18 protein-coding genes are annotated in these 19,152 nt (G+C 39.5%); 15 read left to right on the forward strand and 3 right to left on the reverse strand.

Annotated elements, in window-relative coordinates; genetic code table 11:
* Positions 1 to 40 precede the first annotated feature (40 nt).
* The 7 genes from QSE00_RS10360 (at position 41) to QSE00_RS10390 (ending at position 10,202) form a co-directional block, all read left to right on the forward strand.
* Positions 41 to 1,690, forward strand: coding sequence for a SulP family inorganic anion transporter (locus QSE00_RS10360; RefSeq protein ID WP_286105891.1), 1,650 nt, complete (start codon positions 41 to 43; stop codon positions 1,688 to 1,690).
* 575 nt (positions 1,691 to 2,265) lie between these two features.
* A complete protein-coding gene (locus QSE00_RS10365) occupies positions 2,266 to 3,669 on the forward strand; it encodes a sialate O-acetylesterase (protein WP_286105892.1) in 1,404 nt (467 codons plus the stop codon).
* Positions 3,670 to 3,829: 160 nt separating this feature from the next.
* The gene (rlmF, locus tag QSE00_RS10370) at positions 3,830 to 4,672 is read left to right on the forward strand and encodes a 23S rRNA (adenine(1618)-N(6))-methyltransferase RlmF (RefSeq protein ID WP_110356872.1); all 843 of its coding nucleotides are present in this window, start codon (positions 3,830 to 3,832) and stop codon (positions 4,670 to 4,672) included.
* A gap of 869 nt (positions 4,673 to 5,541) precedes the next feature.
* Positions 5,542 to 6,030, forward strand: a complete 489-nt coding sequence (locus QSE00_RS10375; protein ID WP_258364870.1) for a GNAT family N-acetyltransferase — start codon at positions 5,542 to 5,544, stop codon at positions 6,028 to 6,030.
* 1,466 nt (positions 6,031 to 7,496) lie between these two features.
* Positions 7,497 to 8,072: a GrpB family protein gene (locus tag QSE00_RS10380; RefSeq protein WP_286105893.1), complete on the forward strand. Its 576-nt coding sequence runs from the start codon at positions 7,497 to 7,499 to the stop codon at positions 8,070 to 8,072.
* A 549-nt stretch (positions 8,073 to 8,621) separates the two neighbouring features.
* Entirely contained in the window at positions 8,622 to 9,392 is a 771-nt protein-coding gene (locus QSE00_RS10385) for an SDR family NAD(P)-dependent oxidoreductase (RefSeq protein ID WP_286105894.1), read from the forward strand.
* Between the two features lie 87 nt (positions 9,393 to 9,479).
* On the forward strand, positions 9,480 to 10,202 hold the full coding sequence (locus QSE00_RS10390) for a carbon-nitrogen hydrolase family protein (protein ID WP_286105895.1): 723 nt from the start codon (positions 9,480 to 9,482) through the stop codon (positions 10,200 to 10,202).
* A gap of 118 nt (positions 10,203 to 10,320) precedes the next feature.
* Here QSE00_RS10390 and QSE00_RS10395 read toward each other — a convergent pair whose 3' ends face one another.
* The 3 genes from QSE00_RS10395 to QSE00_RS10405 form a co-directional block, all read right to left on the reverse strand.
* Positions 10,321 to 11,145, reverse strand: coding sequence for a universal stress protein (locus tag QSE00_RS10395; protein WP_286105896.1), 825 nt, complete (start codon positions 11,143 to 11,145; stop codon positions 10,321 to 10,323).
* Between the two features lie 244 nt (positions 11,146 to 11,389).
* Positions 11,390 to 12,007: a class I SAM-dependent methyltransferase gene (locus QSE00_RS10400; protein ID WP_459076838.1), complete on the reverse strand. Its 618-nt coding sequence runs from the start codon at positions 12,005 to 12,007 to the stop codon at positions 11,390 to 11,392.
* 166 nt (positions 12,008 to 12,173) lie between these two features.
* Entirely contained in the window at positions 12,174 to 12,713 is a 540-nt protein-coding gene (locus QSE00_RS10405) for a DUF7010 family protein (RefSeq protein WP_110356866.1), read from the reverse strand.
* 439 nt (positions 12,714 to 13,152) lie between these two features.
* Between QSE00_RS10405 and QSE00_RS10410 the strand changes: the two genes are divergently transcribed.
* The 8 genes from QSE00_RS10410 (at position 13,153) to QSE00_RS10445 (ending at position 19,043) form a co-directional block, all read left to right on the forward strand.
* Positions 13,153 to 13,731, forward strand: a complete 579-nt coding sequence (locus tag QSE00_RS10410) for a Crp/Fnr family transcriptional regulator (protein ID WP_286105898.1) — start codon at positions 13,153 to 13,155, stop codon at positions 13,729 to 13,731.
* Positions 13,732 to 13,801: 70 nt separating this feature from the next.
* Complete coding sequence (locus QSE00_RS10415; protein WP_286105899.1) at positions 13,802 to 14,782, forward strand: cyclase family protein; 981 nt, start codon at positions 13,802 to 13,804, stop codon at positions 14,780 to 14,782.
* Positions 14,783 to 14,785: 3 nt separating this feature from the next.
* The gene (locus tag QSE00_RS10420) at positions 14,786 to 15,232 is read left to right on the forward strand and encodes a DMT family transporter (protein WP_110356862.1); all 447 of its coding nucleotides are present in this window, start codon (positions 14,786 to 14,788) and stop codon (positions 15,230 to 15,232) included.
* 5 nt (positions 15,233 to 15,237) lie between these two features.
* Entirely contained in the window at positions 15,238 to 15,954 is a 717-nt protein-coding gene (locus QSE00_RS10425; RefSeq protein ID WP_286105900.1) for a GNAT family N-acetyltransferase, read from the forward strand.
* 11 nt (positions 15,955 to 15,965) lie between these two features.
* Positions 15,966 to 16,595, forward strand: coding sequence for an NAD(P)H-dependent oxidoreductase (locus tag QSE00_RS10430; RefSeq protein ID WP_286105901.1), 630 nt, complete (start codon positions 15,966 to 15,968; stop codon positions 16,593 to 16,595).
* A gap of 82 nt (positions 16,596 to 16,677) precedes the next feature.
* Complete coding sequence (locus QSE00_RS10435) at positions 16,678 to 17,025, forward strand: 5-carboxymethyl-2-hydroxymuconate Delta-isomerase (RefSeq protein ID WP_110356859.1); 348 nt, start codon at positions 16,678 to 16,680, stop codon at positions 17,023 to 17,025.
* 307 nt (positions 17,026 to 17,332) lie between these two features.
* Entirely contained in the window at positions 17,333 to 18,562 is a 1,230-nt protein-coding gene (locus QSE00_RS10440; RefSeq protein WP_286105902.1) for an MFS transporter, read from the forward strand.
* 139 nt (positions 18,563 to 18,701) lie between these two features.
* Complete coding sequence (locus tag QSE00_RS10445; protein ID WP_286105903.1) at positions 18,702 to 19,043, forward strand: GNAT family N-acetyltransferase; 342 nt, start codon at positions 18,702 to 18,704, stop codon at positions 19,041 to 19,043.
* Positions 19,044 to 19,152: the final 109 nt, after the last annotated feature.

Genomic DNA, 19,152 nt, shown 5'->3' on the forward strand with positions numbered 1-19,152 from the left:
CTTCTTTCAAATTGATCGTTGTAGACCATAACACATTAACATGAATAAAGAGTTTATTCCCAAGTTGTTCTCCCTTATAAAGGAGGGAATTTCCAAGGAAACTATTACAAAGGATCTACTTTCTGGACTCATCGTGGGCATAGTGGCCCTTCCCTTGGCAATTGCTTTTGCCATAGCCTCCGGAGTTTCTCCGGAAAAGGGGATCATTACGGCCATTATTGCCGGGGTTATAATTTCGGCCTTTGGCGGTAGTCGGGTTCAAATTGGAGGGCCAACCGGAGCTTTTATTGTAATCGTCTACGGGATTGTTCAGGAGTTTGGTATTAATGGTCTAACCATAGCCACTTTCATGGCCGGATTTATCATCATTGGCCTCGGTCTGGCCAGACTTGGGAACTTATTAAAATTTATTCCCTATTCCCTGATTGTTGGGTTTACCAGTGGTATAGCCCTGATTATATTTTCCTCCCAGGTCAACGATTTTTTTGGACTTCACATAGCAAAGGTTCCGGCCGACTTTATGGATAAGTGGGTGGTATACTATGAAAATATCGACAAGATAAATGGATATGCCATTGCAATCGCTGCCGGGTCGGTCATCATTACCCTATATTTTCAGAAGTTGATAAAGAAAATACCTGGTTCCATAGTTGCTATCCTCCTGTCTACTATTGTAGTACAGGTTTTTGGGATTCCCGTAGATACCATTGAAAGCAATTTTGGGGAAATCCCTAATAATTTGAGCTTGCCCAGCCTTCCCAACGTGGATTATGCCACGGTGAAATCGTTGATACAACCAGCTTTTGCCATTGCCCTGTTGGGCAGTATAGAATCCTTGCTTTCCGCCGTGGTTTCCGACTCCATGATAGGCGGTAAACATCGTTCCAATATGGAATTGCTTGCACAGGGTGCTGCCAATATATTCTCTGCCCTATTTGGTGGTATTCCTGCCACAGGTGCCATAGCAAGGACAGCCACCAATGTAAAGAATGGCGGTAGAACACCTATTGCGGGTATAGTGCACGCTTTCGTTCTGTTATCCATAATGCTTCTGTTTGCTCCTTATGCCAAGTTGATACCCCTTTCCTGTCTTGCTGGAATTTTAATGGTTGTGGCCTACCACATGAGCGAATGGCGACAATTTAAATCCATTTTAAAGGGTAACAGAATGGATATCATCATTCTGCTGTGCACTTTTTTCCTAACGGTCATTTTCGATCTTGTTATTGCAATTGAAATTGGAATAGTACTCTCCAGTTTTATGTTTATGAAAAGAATGAGCGAAGCGGTCCTTGTAGAAAAAATCACTTCGGAAAATATTAACGGTGAACATCTGTTTGACGATGAAATACTGGAACTCCCCAAGAATGTGCTGCTATATGAAATTAATGGCCCCTTGTTCTTTGGTGCAGCCAGACAATTTCAGGAAACCATATCCAATACCCATTTACAACCTAAGGTCATTATTATAAGAATGCGCTATGTACCATTGATCGATGCTACTGGATACCAAAGTTTAAAAGAGATTATAAAATCGTTTAAGGCCAAGGGAATTAAAGTAATCCTTTCGGGAATTAATGAAGAAACCAAAATGGATTTTGAGAAGAATGAAATGTTCTCGGTGTTGAACGAAGAGTATATCCTAAAACACATCAATGAGGCTTTGGAGAAAGCCAAATCATTTAAGTAAGGCCGGACAAACTTGTCAGCCTGACATAACCCACCAATCCCAAAATTAGCATCCAGATTGGATTTTATGGCACGGAAGCAGATATCGGAACCTGGACCAAGGAAGACTTTAACCAAGCACTTAATATGGTAAGATGAAAGGCAAGAAGACTTTAACCTACGCTATAATGCCCTTCCCACAACGTACCGATACCGGAGCCAACGTCATATTTGTATACTTACGAACGATACTTCCCATTAAAACAAAGTGGAGCTGTCATTGTATTAAAATTCGTTAATTGGCATTGTCAAAAAAGTAAACTACCTCGGGGTAAGCCCGCGAGGCATTCGCAGGAAACGAACTTTAATTTTTGAGGCAAGCCTCGGGGTATTATATCCTTTGGCGGTGCCAATAAACTCCCGTGCAAGACCTACCCCCTTTAAGAAAGCAAACTGTGTTGTAAAGCGATCCAACGGGTCCCATGATTTTATTTTTATTACTTTTAACAATCATATAGAAATGGGAGAAAAATTACAGCTATGCTCGGGATCTCCATGCTTATATATTTTTTTTAAATAACAACCTCATACACAGCCATGAAACCAATTAAAATTTTTCTACTAGCTTTTATTTTATGTAGTTCAACACTCTCCTTTGCACAATTACAGTTACCTGCCATATTTGGAGACCATATGGTCTTACAGCAAAACAACAAGGTCTCCATTTGGGGAACCGACAAACCAAACACTAAAATTAAAGTAATGGGAAGTTGGGGAAAAGAATCCACCACCGTTACCAATACGGCTGGACACTGGAAACTTAATATTCCAACACCATCATATGGCGGACCCTATACCCTTAACATAAAAGGCAGTAATGATGTAACCCTTAACAATGTTATGATTGGGGAAGTTTGGTTGTGTTCAGGACAATCCAACATGGCAATGCCCGTAAAAGGATTTAACAACCAACCCATAAATGGTAGTGGCGAGGCCATCTTAAACTCCACCAACAGTCAGATACGCCTGTTTACCGTAAAAAGGGCCGCCAGCATAGATCCACTTGACAATGTTGAAGGACAATGGGCCGAGGCCAGACCAACAACCGTAAGGGACTTTAGTGCTACCGCTTACTTTTTTGGAAAAAAACTGTACGGCCTTCTAAATGTACCCATTGGACTTATCCATACCTCTTGGGGCGGGTCCAATGTAGAAACCTGGATAGACAAGGAGGCGCTTTCCGAATTCAAGACCATAGAGTTGCCCAAAAAGCTTCCGGACGGAGCACCACAGTATACCCCTACCCTTTTGTTCAATGCCATAATCAATCCCTTGATTGGATACAATATTAAAGGAGCTATTTGGTACCAAGGGGAATCCAACAGAAACAGGGCCAAGGAATATGCCCAGCTGTTCCCCACCATGATCAACGCCTGGAGGGAAAAGTGGCAACAAGGCAAGTTTCCCTTTTACTATGTACAAATTGCACCATATGGCTATTCCGACGGCAACGCCGGCTTTGTTAGGGAAGCTCAATTGCGCACTATGACATCAGCTGAAAATACTGGAATGGCAGTTACTATGGATATTGGAGACTGTGATTATATACACCCTAGGGAGAAAAAATTGGTTGGCGATCGATTGGCCCTTTGGGCCCTCAACAAGGATTACGGTATAGAGGGAATTGCCTTTAGTGGTCCGGTTTACAAAGAAATTGAAGAAATAAAGGATGGTAAAGTAAAGTTGTCCTTTGATTATAATGAGAACGGACTCACCGGTTATGGAAAACCATTATCGGGCTTTGAAGTGGCCGGTGCTGACAAAATTTTTCAACCCGCCAAGGCCAAAATTAATGGGGACAAAACCCTTACCGTCTGGGCTGAAGAAGTGGCCGAACCAGTTGCCGTGAGATATGCTTTTAAGAATTGTGAGGCAGGAAGTTTGTTCAATACCGAAGGACTACCCGCGTCTTCCTTTAGAACGGATACCTGGGAGGAATAACGACCCAGATAAATTATTGTATTAATGGAAGCACTTGCCATGGGGCAATCCTCCGTTACTGGATTGTTGTGGTATTCCTGGAATTGAAATTAGGCGCTGTTTACGGCAAACCTAATTTTGCTTTAGCTTTTGCTATCTTTACTTTTTAAAAACACATCTGGTGCACCCAAAAAACCCCTTTGCCAAAGATTACGATTTTGAAGACCTTATTCTTCATTCTCCAGCACTCAGGAAGTTTGTCTTTGTAAATGCTTATGGAAACCAAACTATTAAATTTGGGGATAAACTAGCCATAAAGGCGCTGAACAAGGCCTTGCTAAAAGCCCATTATGGCCTTGAGCACTGGGATATACCTGAGTACAACCTCTGTCCCCCCATTCCTGGCCGTTTAGATTACCTCTTACATATAGCTGATCTGATTCCTAAAACCACACTTAGATTGTTGGACATAGGCACTGGAGCCAACCTAATCTATCCCATTTTGGCCAGGCTTCATTTTAATTGGCAGTGTACTGCCAGTGAGGTGGATCTGGATGCCTTAAAAAATGCCCAGAAAATTATTGATAAAAATACGGTATTGCAAGAAATAGTACTAAGACGGCAACGGTTCAAATACAGTATTTTGGAACACATAATTCTGCCTGGGGATAATTTTGACGTAGTGGTCTGCAATCCTCCATTTTTTAAGAACCGAACAGATGCCCAACAACAAAACCAGCGAAAAGTTCGCAACCTACAATTGGAGGAAGGGGAAAATTTTGGTGGACAGGCCAACGAATTATGGTATAAGGGGGGTGAGGAAGCTTTTGTTAAAAAAATGGTTGTGGAGAGTGTGCAATTCAAGGATCAGGTACATTGGTTTACCTCCCTAGTCTCACAAAAGGAAAACTTGAAAAATATAAAAAGGGCCATTAATAAAACCTTACCAATAGCGGTAAAGGTTGTGGATATGGAACAGGGAAATAAACAGAGCAGGTTTGTGGCCTGGACCTTTAAGGGATAAACTTGTTGCTGCAAAATAATTTCGATCTACTATCTCAAGTATTTATTTTGGACCAGGTATTTTTTGCAATATAAAATCGAGAAACACTGGTCTACCCCACCCATTCACCGATTTGGAAACGGCTGAAGAATTTTTCCTAATTGGCCTTTTTTCCTGGCATTAAGTTCTCCTCTAGTGCCGTAAAAATGCAATCCACTCTTCTCAAATGGCTAACTTGTACAACAGATACTATGGCCATAATCAAATACGGCCCCAACCAACCCTGAAAATTCTTACTTTTGCAAGCCTTACTGGATGAAACCGATAAGTATTCTTTAAAATATGGTATTGGTCCCGTTTTCAAAGCGGGGTTTCATATAGACAGAAATTGGCGTTATAAAAAAGGATATTTATTTTTACTGGCGATGTACTAAATACAACAGCACGTATTCAGGGGCTTTGCAACACCTATAATGTTAATTGCCTCATATCTGGCAAACTTATGGGTATGATGCTTCCCGGAGCTGATATAGGCACAGATCTCTTGGAAAAAAAGAACTTAGAGGGAAGAAGGAAATAATTGAATTGTTCACATTTGTATCAAATTGATATGAATGAGATTGGCCGATATGTATAGGCTTTATTATAGAAAAAGTCGAAACTTGACCAAAACTGGAATTAAAAAACAGAAAGAAACACTTGGCCACAAAGTAAACTACCTCGGGGCAAGCCTCGGGGTATTATACCCTTGGGCGGTGCCAATAAAACAGATATAACTGAAGTAATGATAAATAAAAGTGTTGCTCACAACACCAAGTTGATGGTGGCCGCATATAAATGACACTCATGATCGGCTATTATTGGAATACGGGACCTAGTACATTAATTTAATGAACAAAACTAAATTGGAGATTGTAGAGAAATATAGAAATGAATATCTAATTTCCACGGACACTAAGAAATTGGATATTTTATTGATTCATGATTTTTTGACCAACGAATCTGGTTGGAGTAATGGAATCTCATTGGATAAGGTTAAAAAATCAATAGACAATTCCTTAAATTTCGGAATATATTGTGACTCGAAATTCATTGGATATGCCAGGGTTATTTCCGACTTTTCTACCATTGCATATCTAGGTGATATTTTTATATTAAAAGAATATCGCGGACTTGGATTGGGCAAATGGCTTATGGAAACGATCATGGAACACAAACATTTACAAGATTTAAGACGCTGGATTTTATTGACAAGCACAGCGGAATGGCTCTATGAAAAATACGGTTTTACAAAACTGCCCAGACCAGAGATCTATATGGAAAAATACAATCCGAATGTTTACCAAAATAAAGAAAAAAACAAGACCAAAGATGTATAAGCACAAATTGCTATTATCTCAAAAACATTCGGAAAAGCTGATTTCCCCAACACTCAACTGTCCATGAGATAATGGATCATAGGAGGCTCTCGCAATTGCCTGAGTCCTAGTTTATTTGAAAATTGGTAAAAAAACCTAGCTGTCCGTTGTATTGGACCAATGTGCAAAACTGAAACCAAATTCCATGAGAAATAAAAGGTATTAAACCTAGATGCCGCCGAAAAAGGCCGACAAAGGCAGGATTAGTCAAACTTGCAATTTTAAGTGCGTCCTGCCGACTTCCCAAAATTGAGTTTCACTAATAAAGACACTGTATTTTGGCTTTGTTTTCCGCAAGGGATCCCGGAGCGTATTTTGCCGACCATGAAAGGTGAAAAATGTCTTGAAACGGAGCTATTTTAGCGCGCCAAAAAGGAGTGGATTTAGCCTGTTTTTTCCTATTTTCATATACGGCCTATATACGGCCTATATACGGCTTATCTATGGCTTATCCTTGGACAAGACATTAACCCATGTTCCGTTGAATTTTTTTCCATAGCTCGGCTATTCAAAAAAGCGTCCATAAAGTAAACTACCTCGGGGCAAGCCCACGAGGCATTTGTAGGAAGTGAACTTTAGTTTTCGAGGCAAGCCTCGGGGTATTATACCCTTTTGCGGTGCCAATAAAAGGTAGTGAACCTGGATCCCGCCGAAAAAGGCGGGATTAGTTCAACTTGCAATTTTAAGTGCGTCCTACCGACTTCTCAAAATTGAGTTTCACTAATAGGAATCGACCCCAGGGTCGAAGTTGTGGACCTGGATCCCGCCGAAAAGGCGGGATTAGTTCAACTTGCAATTTTAAGCGCGTCCTACCGACTTCTCAAAATTGAGTTTCACTAATAGGAATCGACCCCAGGGTCGAAGCTGTGGACCTGGATCCCGCCGAAAAGGGCGGGATTAGTTCAACTTGCAATTTTAAGCGCGTCCTACCGACTTCTCAAAATTGAGTTTCACTAATAGGAATCGTCCCCAGGGTCGAAGTTGTGGACCTGGATCCCGCCGAAAAGGGCGGGATTAGTTCAACTTGCAATTTTAAGCGCGTCCTACCGACTTCTCAAAATTGAGTTTCACTAATAGGAATCGGCCCCAGGGGCGAGGTAGTGGACCTGGATCCCGCCAAAAAGGGCGGGATTAGTTCAACTTGCAATTTTAAGCGCGTCCTTCCGACTTCTTAAAATTGAGTTTCACTAATAGGAATCGGCCCCAGGGGCGAGGTAGTGGACCTGGATCCCGCCGAAAAGGGCGGGATTAGTTCAACTTGCAATTTTAAGCGCGTCCTACCGACTTCTTAAAATTGAGTTTCACTAATAAAAATATAGTATATACATTATTTCCTATTGTAACACATTTTTAATTCTTTAGCCATTGGTTGTCCCGCATTAACTTTATAACCACCTTTATACGCAACTTGTAAAACACAAACAATAATGCAAAAGTCACTTTACGATTTGACCAAGGATGATTGGAATAGACTTTTTCCAATTGAGCTGGTAGATCACAATCCGGAATGGATCGCTATTTACGAAAAGGAAAAAGAACTAATTATTGAAAAAGTTGGTAAGGACATAGTTTTAAGGGCGGAACACTTTGGGAGTTCTTCAATTCCCGGAATAAAGTCCAAACCTTATATAGACATGCTAATTGAAATACCTAAAAAACTATTATTCGACGAAAATCTAATTGAAAAATTTGCCCATTTGGGATACTCACATTTTAAAGTTCCTTCAAGGAAAAATATAGAAGAATATTCATCTTTTGGCAAAGGTTACAATCTTAATGGAGAAAAAGAGCAAATTTTTCATATACATATGTGCCCAAAGGACAATGTTATGTGGCAACAAATTGAATTTCGGGATTATCTGATTGCGGACAAAAAAAGAGCAAAGGAATACGAAAAATTAAAACTGGATTTAGCTTCAAAGTATCGAAATGACAGAGGGGCCTATGTCTTGGGAAAAGGGGAATTCATCAAAGAAACGCTAAAATTGTTAAGAGAAAAGTAAACCCATCACACTGGGTACATTGGTGCCATATTGGCTCGTGGATCAAGAAAACAGGTTGGCGTGTTAAAAATTTCTACGGCTATGCCATCATCCGAATTATTGTTACAACTAAAAATAGAAAGCAACGACGATATTAACAGAATTACCACAAATGGTTTAAGGCTATTAATTTGAATGTTCATAATTTAAATAGTGACAATTACCTTAATGGACTTTGATTGATACGCAAGGTTTAAATGGTGTTTTTATAAATTGCAAAATCATGGTTTATTACAACTTAAATAATAGATAACACCTGTATAAGGAACCGACCACCTCATTGCTTCCTGTCCATCCCGGCACGTACAGACTGCAGGATTAATTGTAAAAGCCCCCTCCCACTTCCAATGACTTGGTTCCTATGGCTTTCCCATAACACTATTCTTGTATCGACAATGTCTACAGTATAAAAATACCTACCTTGTTTCCTTATATTTGTAAGAGTATGCTGTCCATAAGGGCAAACATTAATTATACGACCACTATCAATGCTTTTTAATAAGTTATATCATGAAAAACAACCATAAATTAACAGGGAAAAATATTCTTATCACGGCTGGTGCACAAGGAATTGGCGAGTCAATTACCAAGCACTTTATCGATAGTGGAGCCAATGTTGCCATCCACTATTTTTCCAGTGCAGAAACTGCGAAGCAATTAACGGAATACGCCATGGGCAAAGGACTAAAAGCTGTTGCCATAGGTGGTGACCTAACCCAAGAGGCCGATGCCAATACATTGGTCCAAAAAGCAGTGGAAACGTTTGGCGGGCTGGACATATTAATCAACAACGCAGGTTCACTTGTTTCTCGTAAAATGCTGAGCGAAATGGAGGCTGGGTTCTGGCACAAGGTAATGGACATAAACCTTACTTCCATGATGTTCGTTACTAAAGCCGCATCTCCCTTTCTAGCAAAAAATAAAAATAGCAGTATCGTTAACCTGGCTTCACTCGCAGGGCGCAAAGGGGGACACCCTGGATCTCTGGCTTATTCTACCAGCAAAGGCGCTATCCTTACCTTTACGAGGGCTCTCTCTGCCGAATTGGGTCCCCAAGGCACTAGGGTCAATGCCGTTGCCCCAGGTCTTATCCTTGGCACTTCCTTTCATAACACACATACTACCAAAGAATCAGCGGCCGCAACAACCGCTGGGATTCCAATTCAACGAGCAGGTAACGCAGATGACGTTGCACGGGCGGTTCTATTCCTGGCCTCCGAATATGATGGCTTTATTAGCGGTGCTACCTTGGACATCAATGGCGGCGTTTATAATATGTAGTCCGAATTTAAATTGTATGCAACCAAATGCAATCAATCGTTACAAACGCTTACCTATTGGCCAATTCATTTTGAAAAAACGAATACAATGAAAATTTGTGTTGCACAGACAAAATCTGAAATAGGGAATATCAAAGTCAATATCGAAAACCATTTGAGATGGATTACACGTGCTGTGACAGAAAAAACCGACTTAATTGTTTTTCCTGAATTATCGTTGTTGGGTTATGAACCCAAACTGGCAAAGGCTTTGGCAACCGATCAAAACGACTTGAGATTGGATGTATTTCAAGAAATGAGCAATACAAACAAAATTGCGATTGGAATTGGTTTGCCCACACATTCAGAAGCTGGAATATTAATTAGCATGGTTATTTTTCAACCTCACCTACCACGGCAAACCTATTCCAAGCAAATATTGCATTTAGACGAAAAGAAGTATTTCATTGAAGGTAATAAACAAACTATTTTGACCCTGAAAGACGCAAAAATTGCCCTTGCCGTTTGTTTCGAATCATTGCAGCCACAACATACTGCAAATGCGTATGCAATGGGAGCGACCGTTTATTTGGCAAGTGTGGCCAAATCACAGCTGGGAATCGAAAAGGCGAATGCCTATTTTCCAAAGGTGGCCCGTAAATATTCAACACCTATTTTAATGGCCAACTCTATTGGATATTGTGATAATTTCCAAAGTGCAGGACAAACGTCAATTTGGGACGCTAACGGATATCGTATTGGACAACTCAACAGCCAAAGTGAAGGATTACTGATCTATGATACAATTTCAAAATCGATCCTTCGGATATGACGTACCAAATGAAAAAAACCTATGGGGCAAATAAGTATCAAAAAGGATACGACTCAAAATGCCATAAATTTTGACTTAGCCATCTCTTTCACCTACACACTTTTAAGTATCTACAAGATTATGAATCCTTTTGAAAAGTAAAAAGTGGTATGCTAGTTTGAAATGCTGTATTTTGGGTAACACTCTTTTGAAATACCTTTTCTAAAAAGTTGGTATGGTGGGTGAACATAATCACCATGTCCGCGTCAACGTCGGCAACAAATTTATTGATGCCCAATATCACGGAGTTGATTTTTAATTCGGTCAATTTTATTTTTTGATAAGAAAAATCTTGTCTTAAATTCATTTCCTTTTGTTTTAGATCTCCCTCATAGCCTTCATTATCCTTGTCAATATGAAGAATTTGAATCCAGGAATCCAATAATTTTGCAAATGGGATAATTATATCCAGTTCTTTGTCTAGATTATAAAAATCACTGGAATATACAATGTTTTGAATACCCTTATAGCGGGCAAACTCAGGAATGGTTAAGACAGGGATGCTACTATTTTCTATGATATCGGCAGCATTACTTCCAAAAAGAATCTTTTTAAGTCCACTGGCACCCTTGGTCCCAATACATACAATATCAGCATCATTTTTCTGTGCCGTTATTTCAACATATTTCCCTATAGGCGAGCCAGAGGTAATCTCATAGCTTATTTCAATATTACGGTCATTATCTTTTTTGATAGATGCCAAAAGTTCTTTCATGTCCCTTTCTGAACTGGATTTTATAGCCTCCTGAAGTTTATGGGAACCCACTCTGGCCCTTGATGGTGCAGATGTGTCTATAACGTGAAGTAAGTGTAACTTTACCTCTATATCTTTACCTAAATCAATGGCATACTTAATTGCGACATTGGATAATTCGGAAAAATCGGTTGGAATTAAAATTCTCATAGAACGTTATTTAAAATTTGAACCTTAAAATTATCCAACTATGGGCTCAAATAATATGATATTGGTCATCCCTACCAATAATCTACCCCAGACCTTGATATTCTTCAACCCATAGCAACGTAATATGAAATGTTACAATCCAATAAATGAACATTTACCATCATCTTCCCAAGCCTTTTAAAATCTATAGATTTTTTCCTTTGCGGCGATAAAATACAACCTCAAACACGCCTATGCATAAATCCTAAAAAGTTCTATAAAGTGTAGTAACAATGACCCCTTTACCTCTAGGAATCCTGTGGGATACCAATTGTTTTTCTTCCTTCACCCTTAAATTAAATGGTGGGGCCGCTAGGTTTAGACCGCTATGTTTTTTTAATCTAATTCCCTGTCCGGAAATAATATCCTTATTGGGTACAAAATCACCTTCAGGTAAATGTTCCGTTAAAACAACATATTTAAAATTATACAATTTACCCACTACACTTTGTACTTCAGCATTGGATAAATGTTGAAGCACTTGTCTCAGTATGGCACAATCCCCAGATGGCAAATCATCACGGGCGATATCCAAACAACGGAATTCCAGGTTTTCTACCTTAAATTTTTCGTTATTCCTAGCTATAAGTCCAGATACGATATCGATAGCTATGTACCTTTTGGTATGCCCTACCAAGTCCTTGCCTATATTAAAATCCCCACAACCTAGATCACAAACGGTCAAGGGTTCTTTAAACGAGCTCAAGAATGATTTTAAAACAGTTATATAAGGTTTTACAATTTCCGGATCATGGGATCCTTCTCCAGAATAGAAATCGGATTCCTTACCACCCCATAGGTTCTTTTCATAAACCTGTTCCATAGCCGCTTTAGTGGGCCAAGGCTTCTTCCTTAATTTACTTTCAATTTCCTCCTTCTTCACAAACATTCATTATTGTACTATTAACGGGCCATAAGCAAACCTACTGCAATAACCCAAACCATAAAACTCAAGCCCAATAAATTGAACTGCCATGAGCTATAACAATTTAGATCATTTTCTTTCTATTATTTAAAACAACAAGGGTTGCAACGTATATAACCACTATTACCAACGGGATGACCACAAATCGCAGGTCGGGAAAAACATACCACAGAATCACAATACTCACTGTTCTTACTATGGCGTGTACAATGCCTATCCAATGCTGAATGATCCAGGAAAAAGGTAACCACATGGTTCCTGTCAATATGCCAACGGACAAGGGCAAGGAAGTATAGTCGGTCAAGAAAAAAGGAATGGCTATAGCGTAGACCAAAACGGCCTGTGCAACGGAAAAAAAGAATAAACCGTCAAAAACATTCTTAGGCTTATTCCTGTCCATAAAATTCTCACCCGTAAATTTTGAAATAAACAATGCCAAATACACAATGCTACCTGTTGCTATAAAAAGCACCCAAACCGTTACCCTATCAGAAAAAAAAATACCGGATATGGCCACCAGCAACCAAGCTATCAAACCAGAAATTGGGGTTGCCAAAAAGGGCCCTTTTGAAAATTCCCGACGTTGCTGTTCCAATGTCTCCATTACCCTAAATTACTTAATATATTCCCCGAAAATCTACTTTCCACTGGTATCACTTTTCTCTTTTTTATGTCCACTTGCCTAAAACCAAAGGACGAATGGGAGATCCCCATGGGCAGTCCCCCCTTATTCTTCCTTCCACAAAATAGGCCTCATAATTATTTTAACAAACCACCATAAAGATATTCCATGCCAACCGATTAGAACAAAGTTCCAATAATTTTTGGAATTTGTGCGAATTGCATACCCATAAATCCAAATACGATTTAATAAAGAGCAAAAGTCAATATCCCTAAATTCCATACAAGCTGTATTATTTTTACTCAAGTGGCAATTAAATATATTGATAGGGGTCAAGAAAACAGGCCATATCTTGTCTGGAACGGATTTTTTTTCGAATTTTAAACGGAAAACTATTTCGGAATAATCCAACCTACGAATAATGTATGACCTGCTTATTGGAAATATTAGGGAATTGGTCCCCATTACCGAAGATGAATCCAAGTTGATCCAGAAATCGTTTGAACCTATAACTCTCAACAGAAAACAATATTTGCTACAAAGTGGGGAACCCTGCAATCATATGCGGTTTATTTCCCACGGATGTGTAAAACTTTATAACCTAGATGAATTGGGTGCTGAACATATTCTACAATTTGGGATAAGTGGATGGTGGATCAATGACTTGTATGCCTATCTCACCCAAAAACCTGCCACTTTCTTTATCCAAGCCATATCTGAGAGTACCGTGCTGCAAATACATAGGGACAGATTAAATGAACTCTTTGATAAAATCCATATGATGGATAGATTTTTTCGTATCAAAACACAGAACGGCTATGTAGCCCTACAGGAAAGAACGATCAATAATATGAGCCAGTCCGCTGAACAACGATACCGTGATTTTATAGTACGTTATCGAGACATTGAACAACAGATTCCACAATATATGCTGGCCTCCTACTTGGGGGTTACCCCGGAACACCTAAGCTCTATCCGGAAAAACATAAGGGATCATTAGCCTTCTTAAGATACCTTAATGGAATACTTCCACATGGTTTTAATATTTGCACAAACAAATATTATAAACCATGAAAAGAACAAAAATTATTATTGCAATTCTGCTCTTTTTTCAATTTTTGGCAAGAGGGCAAGATCAAGAAACAGTTGGTACAAGTCCTTGGGGACCACAGGATGAAATCGGTACCCTAAATATGATGACGGAAGCTTCTAAGCTTCAGGTACTATCCAAAATTTACATTGGAAAAACCTACGATCTAAGTGTAGATTACTTTGTTGGGATGCCCAGTTTTCATTCTTTGGGAGATCCTGGATACCAGTATTGGTTAACCCATACACCACATGGCACCATAGTGGACAATCCCAATGGTCTAGGAGCTGAAATGAACAAAAAAGTAAGTTATACCGGGGATGCCATCTCCATGTACACCCATATGGGTACACATATAGATGCCTTGAACCATTTTGGTCTGAATGGAAAAATATGGAACGGTTTTACCCCGGAAGAATACCTTGGTAATAAGGGCTGGAAGAAGACCGGAGCAGAAACCATTCCACCAATTATTGCCAGAGGTGTACTCTTGGATGTGGCGGCTGCCACAGGGCCACTTCCAAAAAACCATCACATCACCTCCCAAGACCTACAGCTCACCTTGGAAAAACAGGATATAAAGCTAAAAAAGGGAGATGTAGTTTTAATCAGAACTGGCCAAGCCAAGTTTTATGATGATGCCCCGCACTACCTAGACAACTATCCAGGTATTGGCCTGGAGGCCGTTAAGTGGTTGGTAGAAGAGCAAGAAATTATGCTCTTGGGTGCCGACAACCTTAGTTTTGAGGCATTCCCCCCGGAACGGGAAGACAATTGGGTACCTGTCCACACCTATCTACTTGCCGAAAAAGGGGTAATGTTCATTGAACAACTATTTCTGGAGGAGTTGTCCAAAGATCAGGTCTATGAATTTGCATTCATTGCAACATCTTTAAAATTGAGGGGTGCAAGTGGATCCCCAATGCGGCCAATAGCCATTCCAATAAATACAAAGAAGTAAGCCATGAACAATTTGTCACTATTAATCCTTTCGTTTTCGGTGGGTGTTTTGGTCGTAATCCAAGGTGGAATCAATGCTAGGCTTGGAATACTTTTAAACAATACTTTATTGGCCACCTCGGCAGCTTTGATCATGAGTGCGAGTTGTACAATATTTGCAGTATGTATGACCGTTCGGGATCTTCCCAGTACAGCCCAAATACAATCTATTCCCGCCTATATGTGGTTCACAGGAGGGGCTTTAAGTTTCTTGGCGGTAACACTCTTTTATTACATAATTCCCCGTATTGGCATTTCTACAGCGGTAATTTTTGGACTTAGTGGTCAAATAATTTTTGCGGCCATAGCCGGCCATTTTGGCTGGTTTGGAATGCCATTTGAACCCATGACCCTTAAAAAAATTATGGGAATGATAGTGATGACCCTGGGCATAATACTCATAAAATATTAAGGAATATGGATTTAACTGAAGACAATATAAAGAACCTAACGAGTCTTTGGAGCCTGGCAGGTAAGGCCAATGGCCGGTTCTATAGCAATGAAAATTACGCCATCAGCACGGTGGCGAAATCGGGATGGCCAAATAGGATATGGTTTCATAGCCCCCCTACTAAAAAGATGTTACAGAAAGTAATAAATAGTAATGATATGGCTGGCATCACCATTCCCATATGGAAAAATATGGTACAGGCAAAACTATTTAATTCCCATGATTTCTATATAAAAAGTGAATTGTCCGCTATGTCCATTCAACTGAAGGATGCCACCTTTAAAGTCAGTGGACTAAATTTCGAAAAGGTGACCAACGCTAGCTCCGCTGCCCTATGGTCCCAACTTTTCCTTAAGGCTTTTGGATATTTTATAGATCCTAAAACAGTAGAACTCACCATGGAGCAAGTGGAATACTTCATAGGAAACCATAGATCCCAAGCTATCGGGACCGCTGTTCTTTATAGGGATACACCCAACACGGCCGGTATCCATTCCATAGGGGTGGTCCCCCAATATAGACGAAAGGGATATGCAGCAGATCTACTGAACCATGTCTTGTACCTGGCGAAGCAGCAAGGCGCAAAATATGCCACCCTACAAGCGTCTTCCATGGCAAAAGGACTATATCTAAAAACAGGATTTCAAGAAGATTTCCTTATTCAGAATTTTGTAAAACATTAAAACAGTATACAATGAATTTAATTGATCATCTAAATTGGCGATATGCCACCAAAATGTTCGACCCCCAAAAAAAAATAAGCAAGCAAGACTTGGAATTTCTAAAAGAAGCCATAAGGCTTTCCGTATCTTCCTACGGCCTTCAACTTTATAAAGTATTGATCATTGAAAACGATGAAATCAGGGCTGCACTTAGAAAAGCCTCTTGGGATCAATCGCAAATTACCGACGCCTCCCAACTATTCGTTTTTTGTAATTACACCCTAGATTATGACAGGCATGTAGACGATTATGTAGAACGAATTATCACTATACAGGGCAATTTTTCCAATGGGATAAAACAATACGGGGAATCCATCAAGACGAGCATCGGCAAGATGTCGGCAGAGGAACGAAAAAGCTGGTCGGAAAAGCAAACCTATCTGGCCTTGAACAACCTTCTTATTGCCTGTGCAGAGCTGAAAATAGACGCCTGCCCCATGGAAGGATTTGACAACCATGCCTACAATCAAATATTGGGATTGGATGAACAGGGACTTAATGCAGTGGTGATAGCTCCCGTAGGGTATAGATCTGTTTCCGATAAAACCCAGAATAGGTTAAAAGTAAGGAAGACCAAGGAAGAATTATTCCAAATCGCCTAACGGGATAGAATTAAAAAAAGAATGGCAAGTCCAACTCCCTTATTAAGTTGGACTTGCTTAAAACTCACTAAGAAATTATAATATGCCACACTTTGTAATTGATTGCTCGCAAAACATTTTAAACAAAAAGGCTCCTAACGAAATCATTCAGATAGTTTATAATACCGCTGAAGCATCCGGTCTTTTCGAAGAAGGGGACATCAAGGTAAGGATCAATCCCTTTGAATATTATACGATAGGTAATACCAGGGGCGACTTTATACACGTTTTCGCCAATATTATGGAAGGAAGAAGCATTCCCGAAAAAAATGATTTATCAAAAAAAATAGTTTCCGAATTGAAATCATTGCTTCCAGAAGTTCCCATTATTTCTATGAACATCCGGGATTTTGAGAAAGCCACCTACTATAATAAATCAATGGTAGGGTAAATGTGTACAGTTTATCTGGGATAATACTAATTAACCACTTTCACGCAACTTTAGCTATTATTTTCATCTAGGTGAATGAAAAGGTTAAGGTTATGGAACGATTTTTTGGTAATCCAATCCATGGAAAACCCGGAATCTCCCAACAATGAATTTAAAATAATATTAGCTAGGTACTAAAACAGGATTCGCGTTGAACACGAAATCATATTTATAGAATAGACCGGGAATCTGTAACAATTATGCCATATCCATCACCAATAGTGGAAGGTGCAATTATACCAAGTGGGATCAAAAAGGAAATGTTTAAATGAAAAGACTATTATTTAATTATTTTAACACCTTTGATGGACTATCCAGGGAAGTTTGGTGGTTGGCACTTATTACACTTATTAACAGGGCAGGTACCATGGTTATACCTTTTCTATCCCTATATCTAACCCAAAGTTTGGATTTTAGCCTTTGGGAGGTAGGCTGGATCATGGCACTCTTTGGCATGGGGTCTGTAGTTGGTTCCTGGTTGGGGGGAGAATTAACGGACAGAATAGGCTATTATAAGGTTATGGCAATAAGCCTCTTGGCTTCAGGAATCTCCTTTATCCTACTTCAGTATATTACATCATATGTTGGTTTTTGTGTAGGGGTTTTTGTTTTAATGGCCATTGCAGATATGTTCAGACCGGCCATGTTTGTGGCATTGAGTTCATATAGCAAACCGGAAAACAGAACGCGCTCCATAACGCTGATAAGATTGGCCATAAATTTGGGGTTTTCTGCGGGACCTGCCTTGGGGGGGCTTATTATATTTGCCCTAGGTTACGGAGGATTGTTTTGGATAGATGGCCTTACCTGTTTTATTGCCGGTATGTTATTATTGAAGATTCTCAACCCCAAAAAAGCCAAGGTTATAGAGCAAGTAAAGGTGGCAAATCCGGCAGAGGCATACACGGATAAGGCCTTTATGATTCTCTTGGCCGCAATGACCTTGTTTGGGCTGGCATTCTTTCAATTGTTATCCACTCTACCCATTTTTTACAAAGATGTACATTCTTTGTCAGAAGCAGAGATCGGCCTGCTTCTGGGCTTAAATGGCTTTCTTGTTTTTATTTTTGAAATGCCATTGATCAAATGGTTGGAAAGCAGTAAAAACAGTATGTCCAAACTCATCCTCATTGGGGTGTTATTAACGGCTATGAGCTTCATTGTAATCAATTTTATTGGATGGATAGGTGCCTTAATTATTGGAATGATTCTTATATCTTTTGGAGAAATGATCGTCTTTCCATTCTCCAATTCCTTGGCCCTTAATAGATCCGTAAAAGGAAACCAAGGACAATACATGGCCTATTACTCCATTTCGTTCTCCATAGCCCACATTTTTGGACACAGCATTGGAATGAATCTAGTTGCCAATCTAGGATATAAGTACACCTGGGATATAATTACCCTAGTGGCATTGTCCAGTGCAGTATTTATTTTGCTGTTCATGCGTTCTTTAAAGAAGGAAAATAAAAATAGCACTCTTAGGAGTATTGGATAATACAGGGCTAAGGTCTACAACCGGATAAAAGAGAATTTTAAAGTATAATTTCAAATGGGCTTAAGATAATCCCAAAATTATCATTACAATAAGGCGTATTGATTTTAGAAAATAACCTTGACAAAACAATCAATTGGTTTTGAAAGTTGATATAACGGATTTTGAGGAAACAGATAGGGAAAGGCTGGAACAAATTTATTTTGAAGTTAGGTCTAGCACCTTTACTTGGTTGACCAAGGAATCTATCAACAAATCGTCGTTTAATAGGGACACCGAAGGAGAATACATTTTAGTAGCGAAAGTTGGAAATAAAATTGTGGGTTTTGCCTCCGTTTGGCTTCCTGACAATTTCCTACACCATCTTTATATTATGAACCATTATCAACGTAATGGCATTGGCACCATGCTATTGGACAAGGTCATTGAAAAGGCCAATTTTGACGTTACATTAAAATGTTTGAAACTAAATAAATTAACGTGAGTTCGACTTAAGAAATGGGTGTTTTATATTGCAGGAAAAGCAGAAAATTGGTATATTTAAGTTATTGACATTCAAATATTTAACCAATTATCTGCTTATGATTTCTACC

The organism is Arenibacter flavimaris, assembly GCF_030291335.1.
Lineage (GTDB): Bacteria > Bacteroidota > Bacteroidia > Flavobacteriales > Flavobacteriaceae > Arenibacter.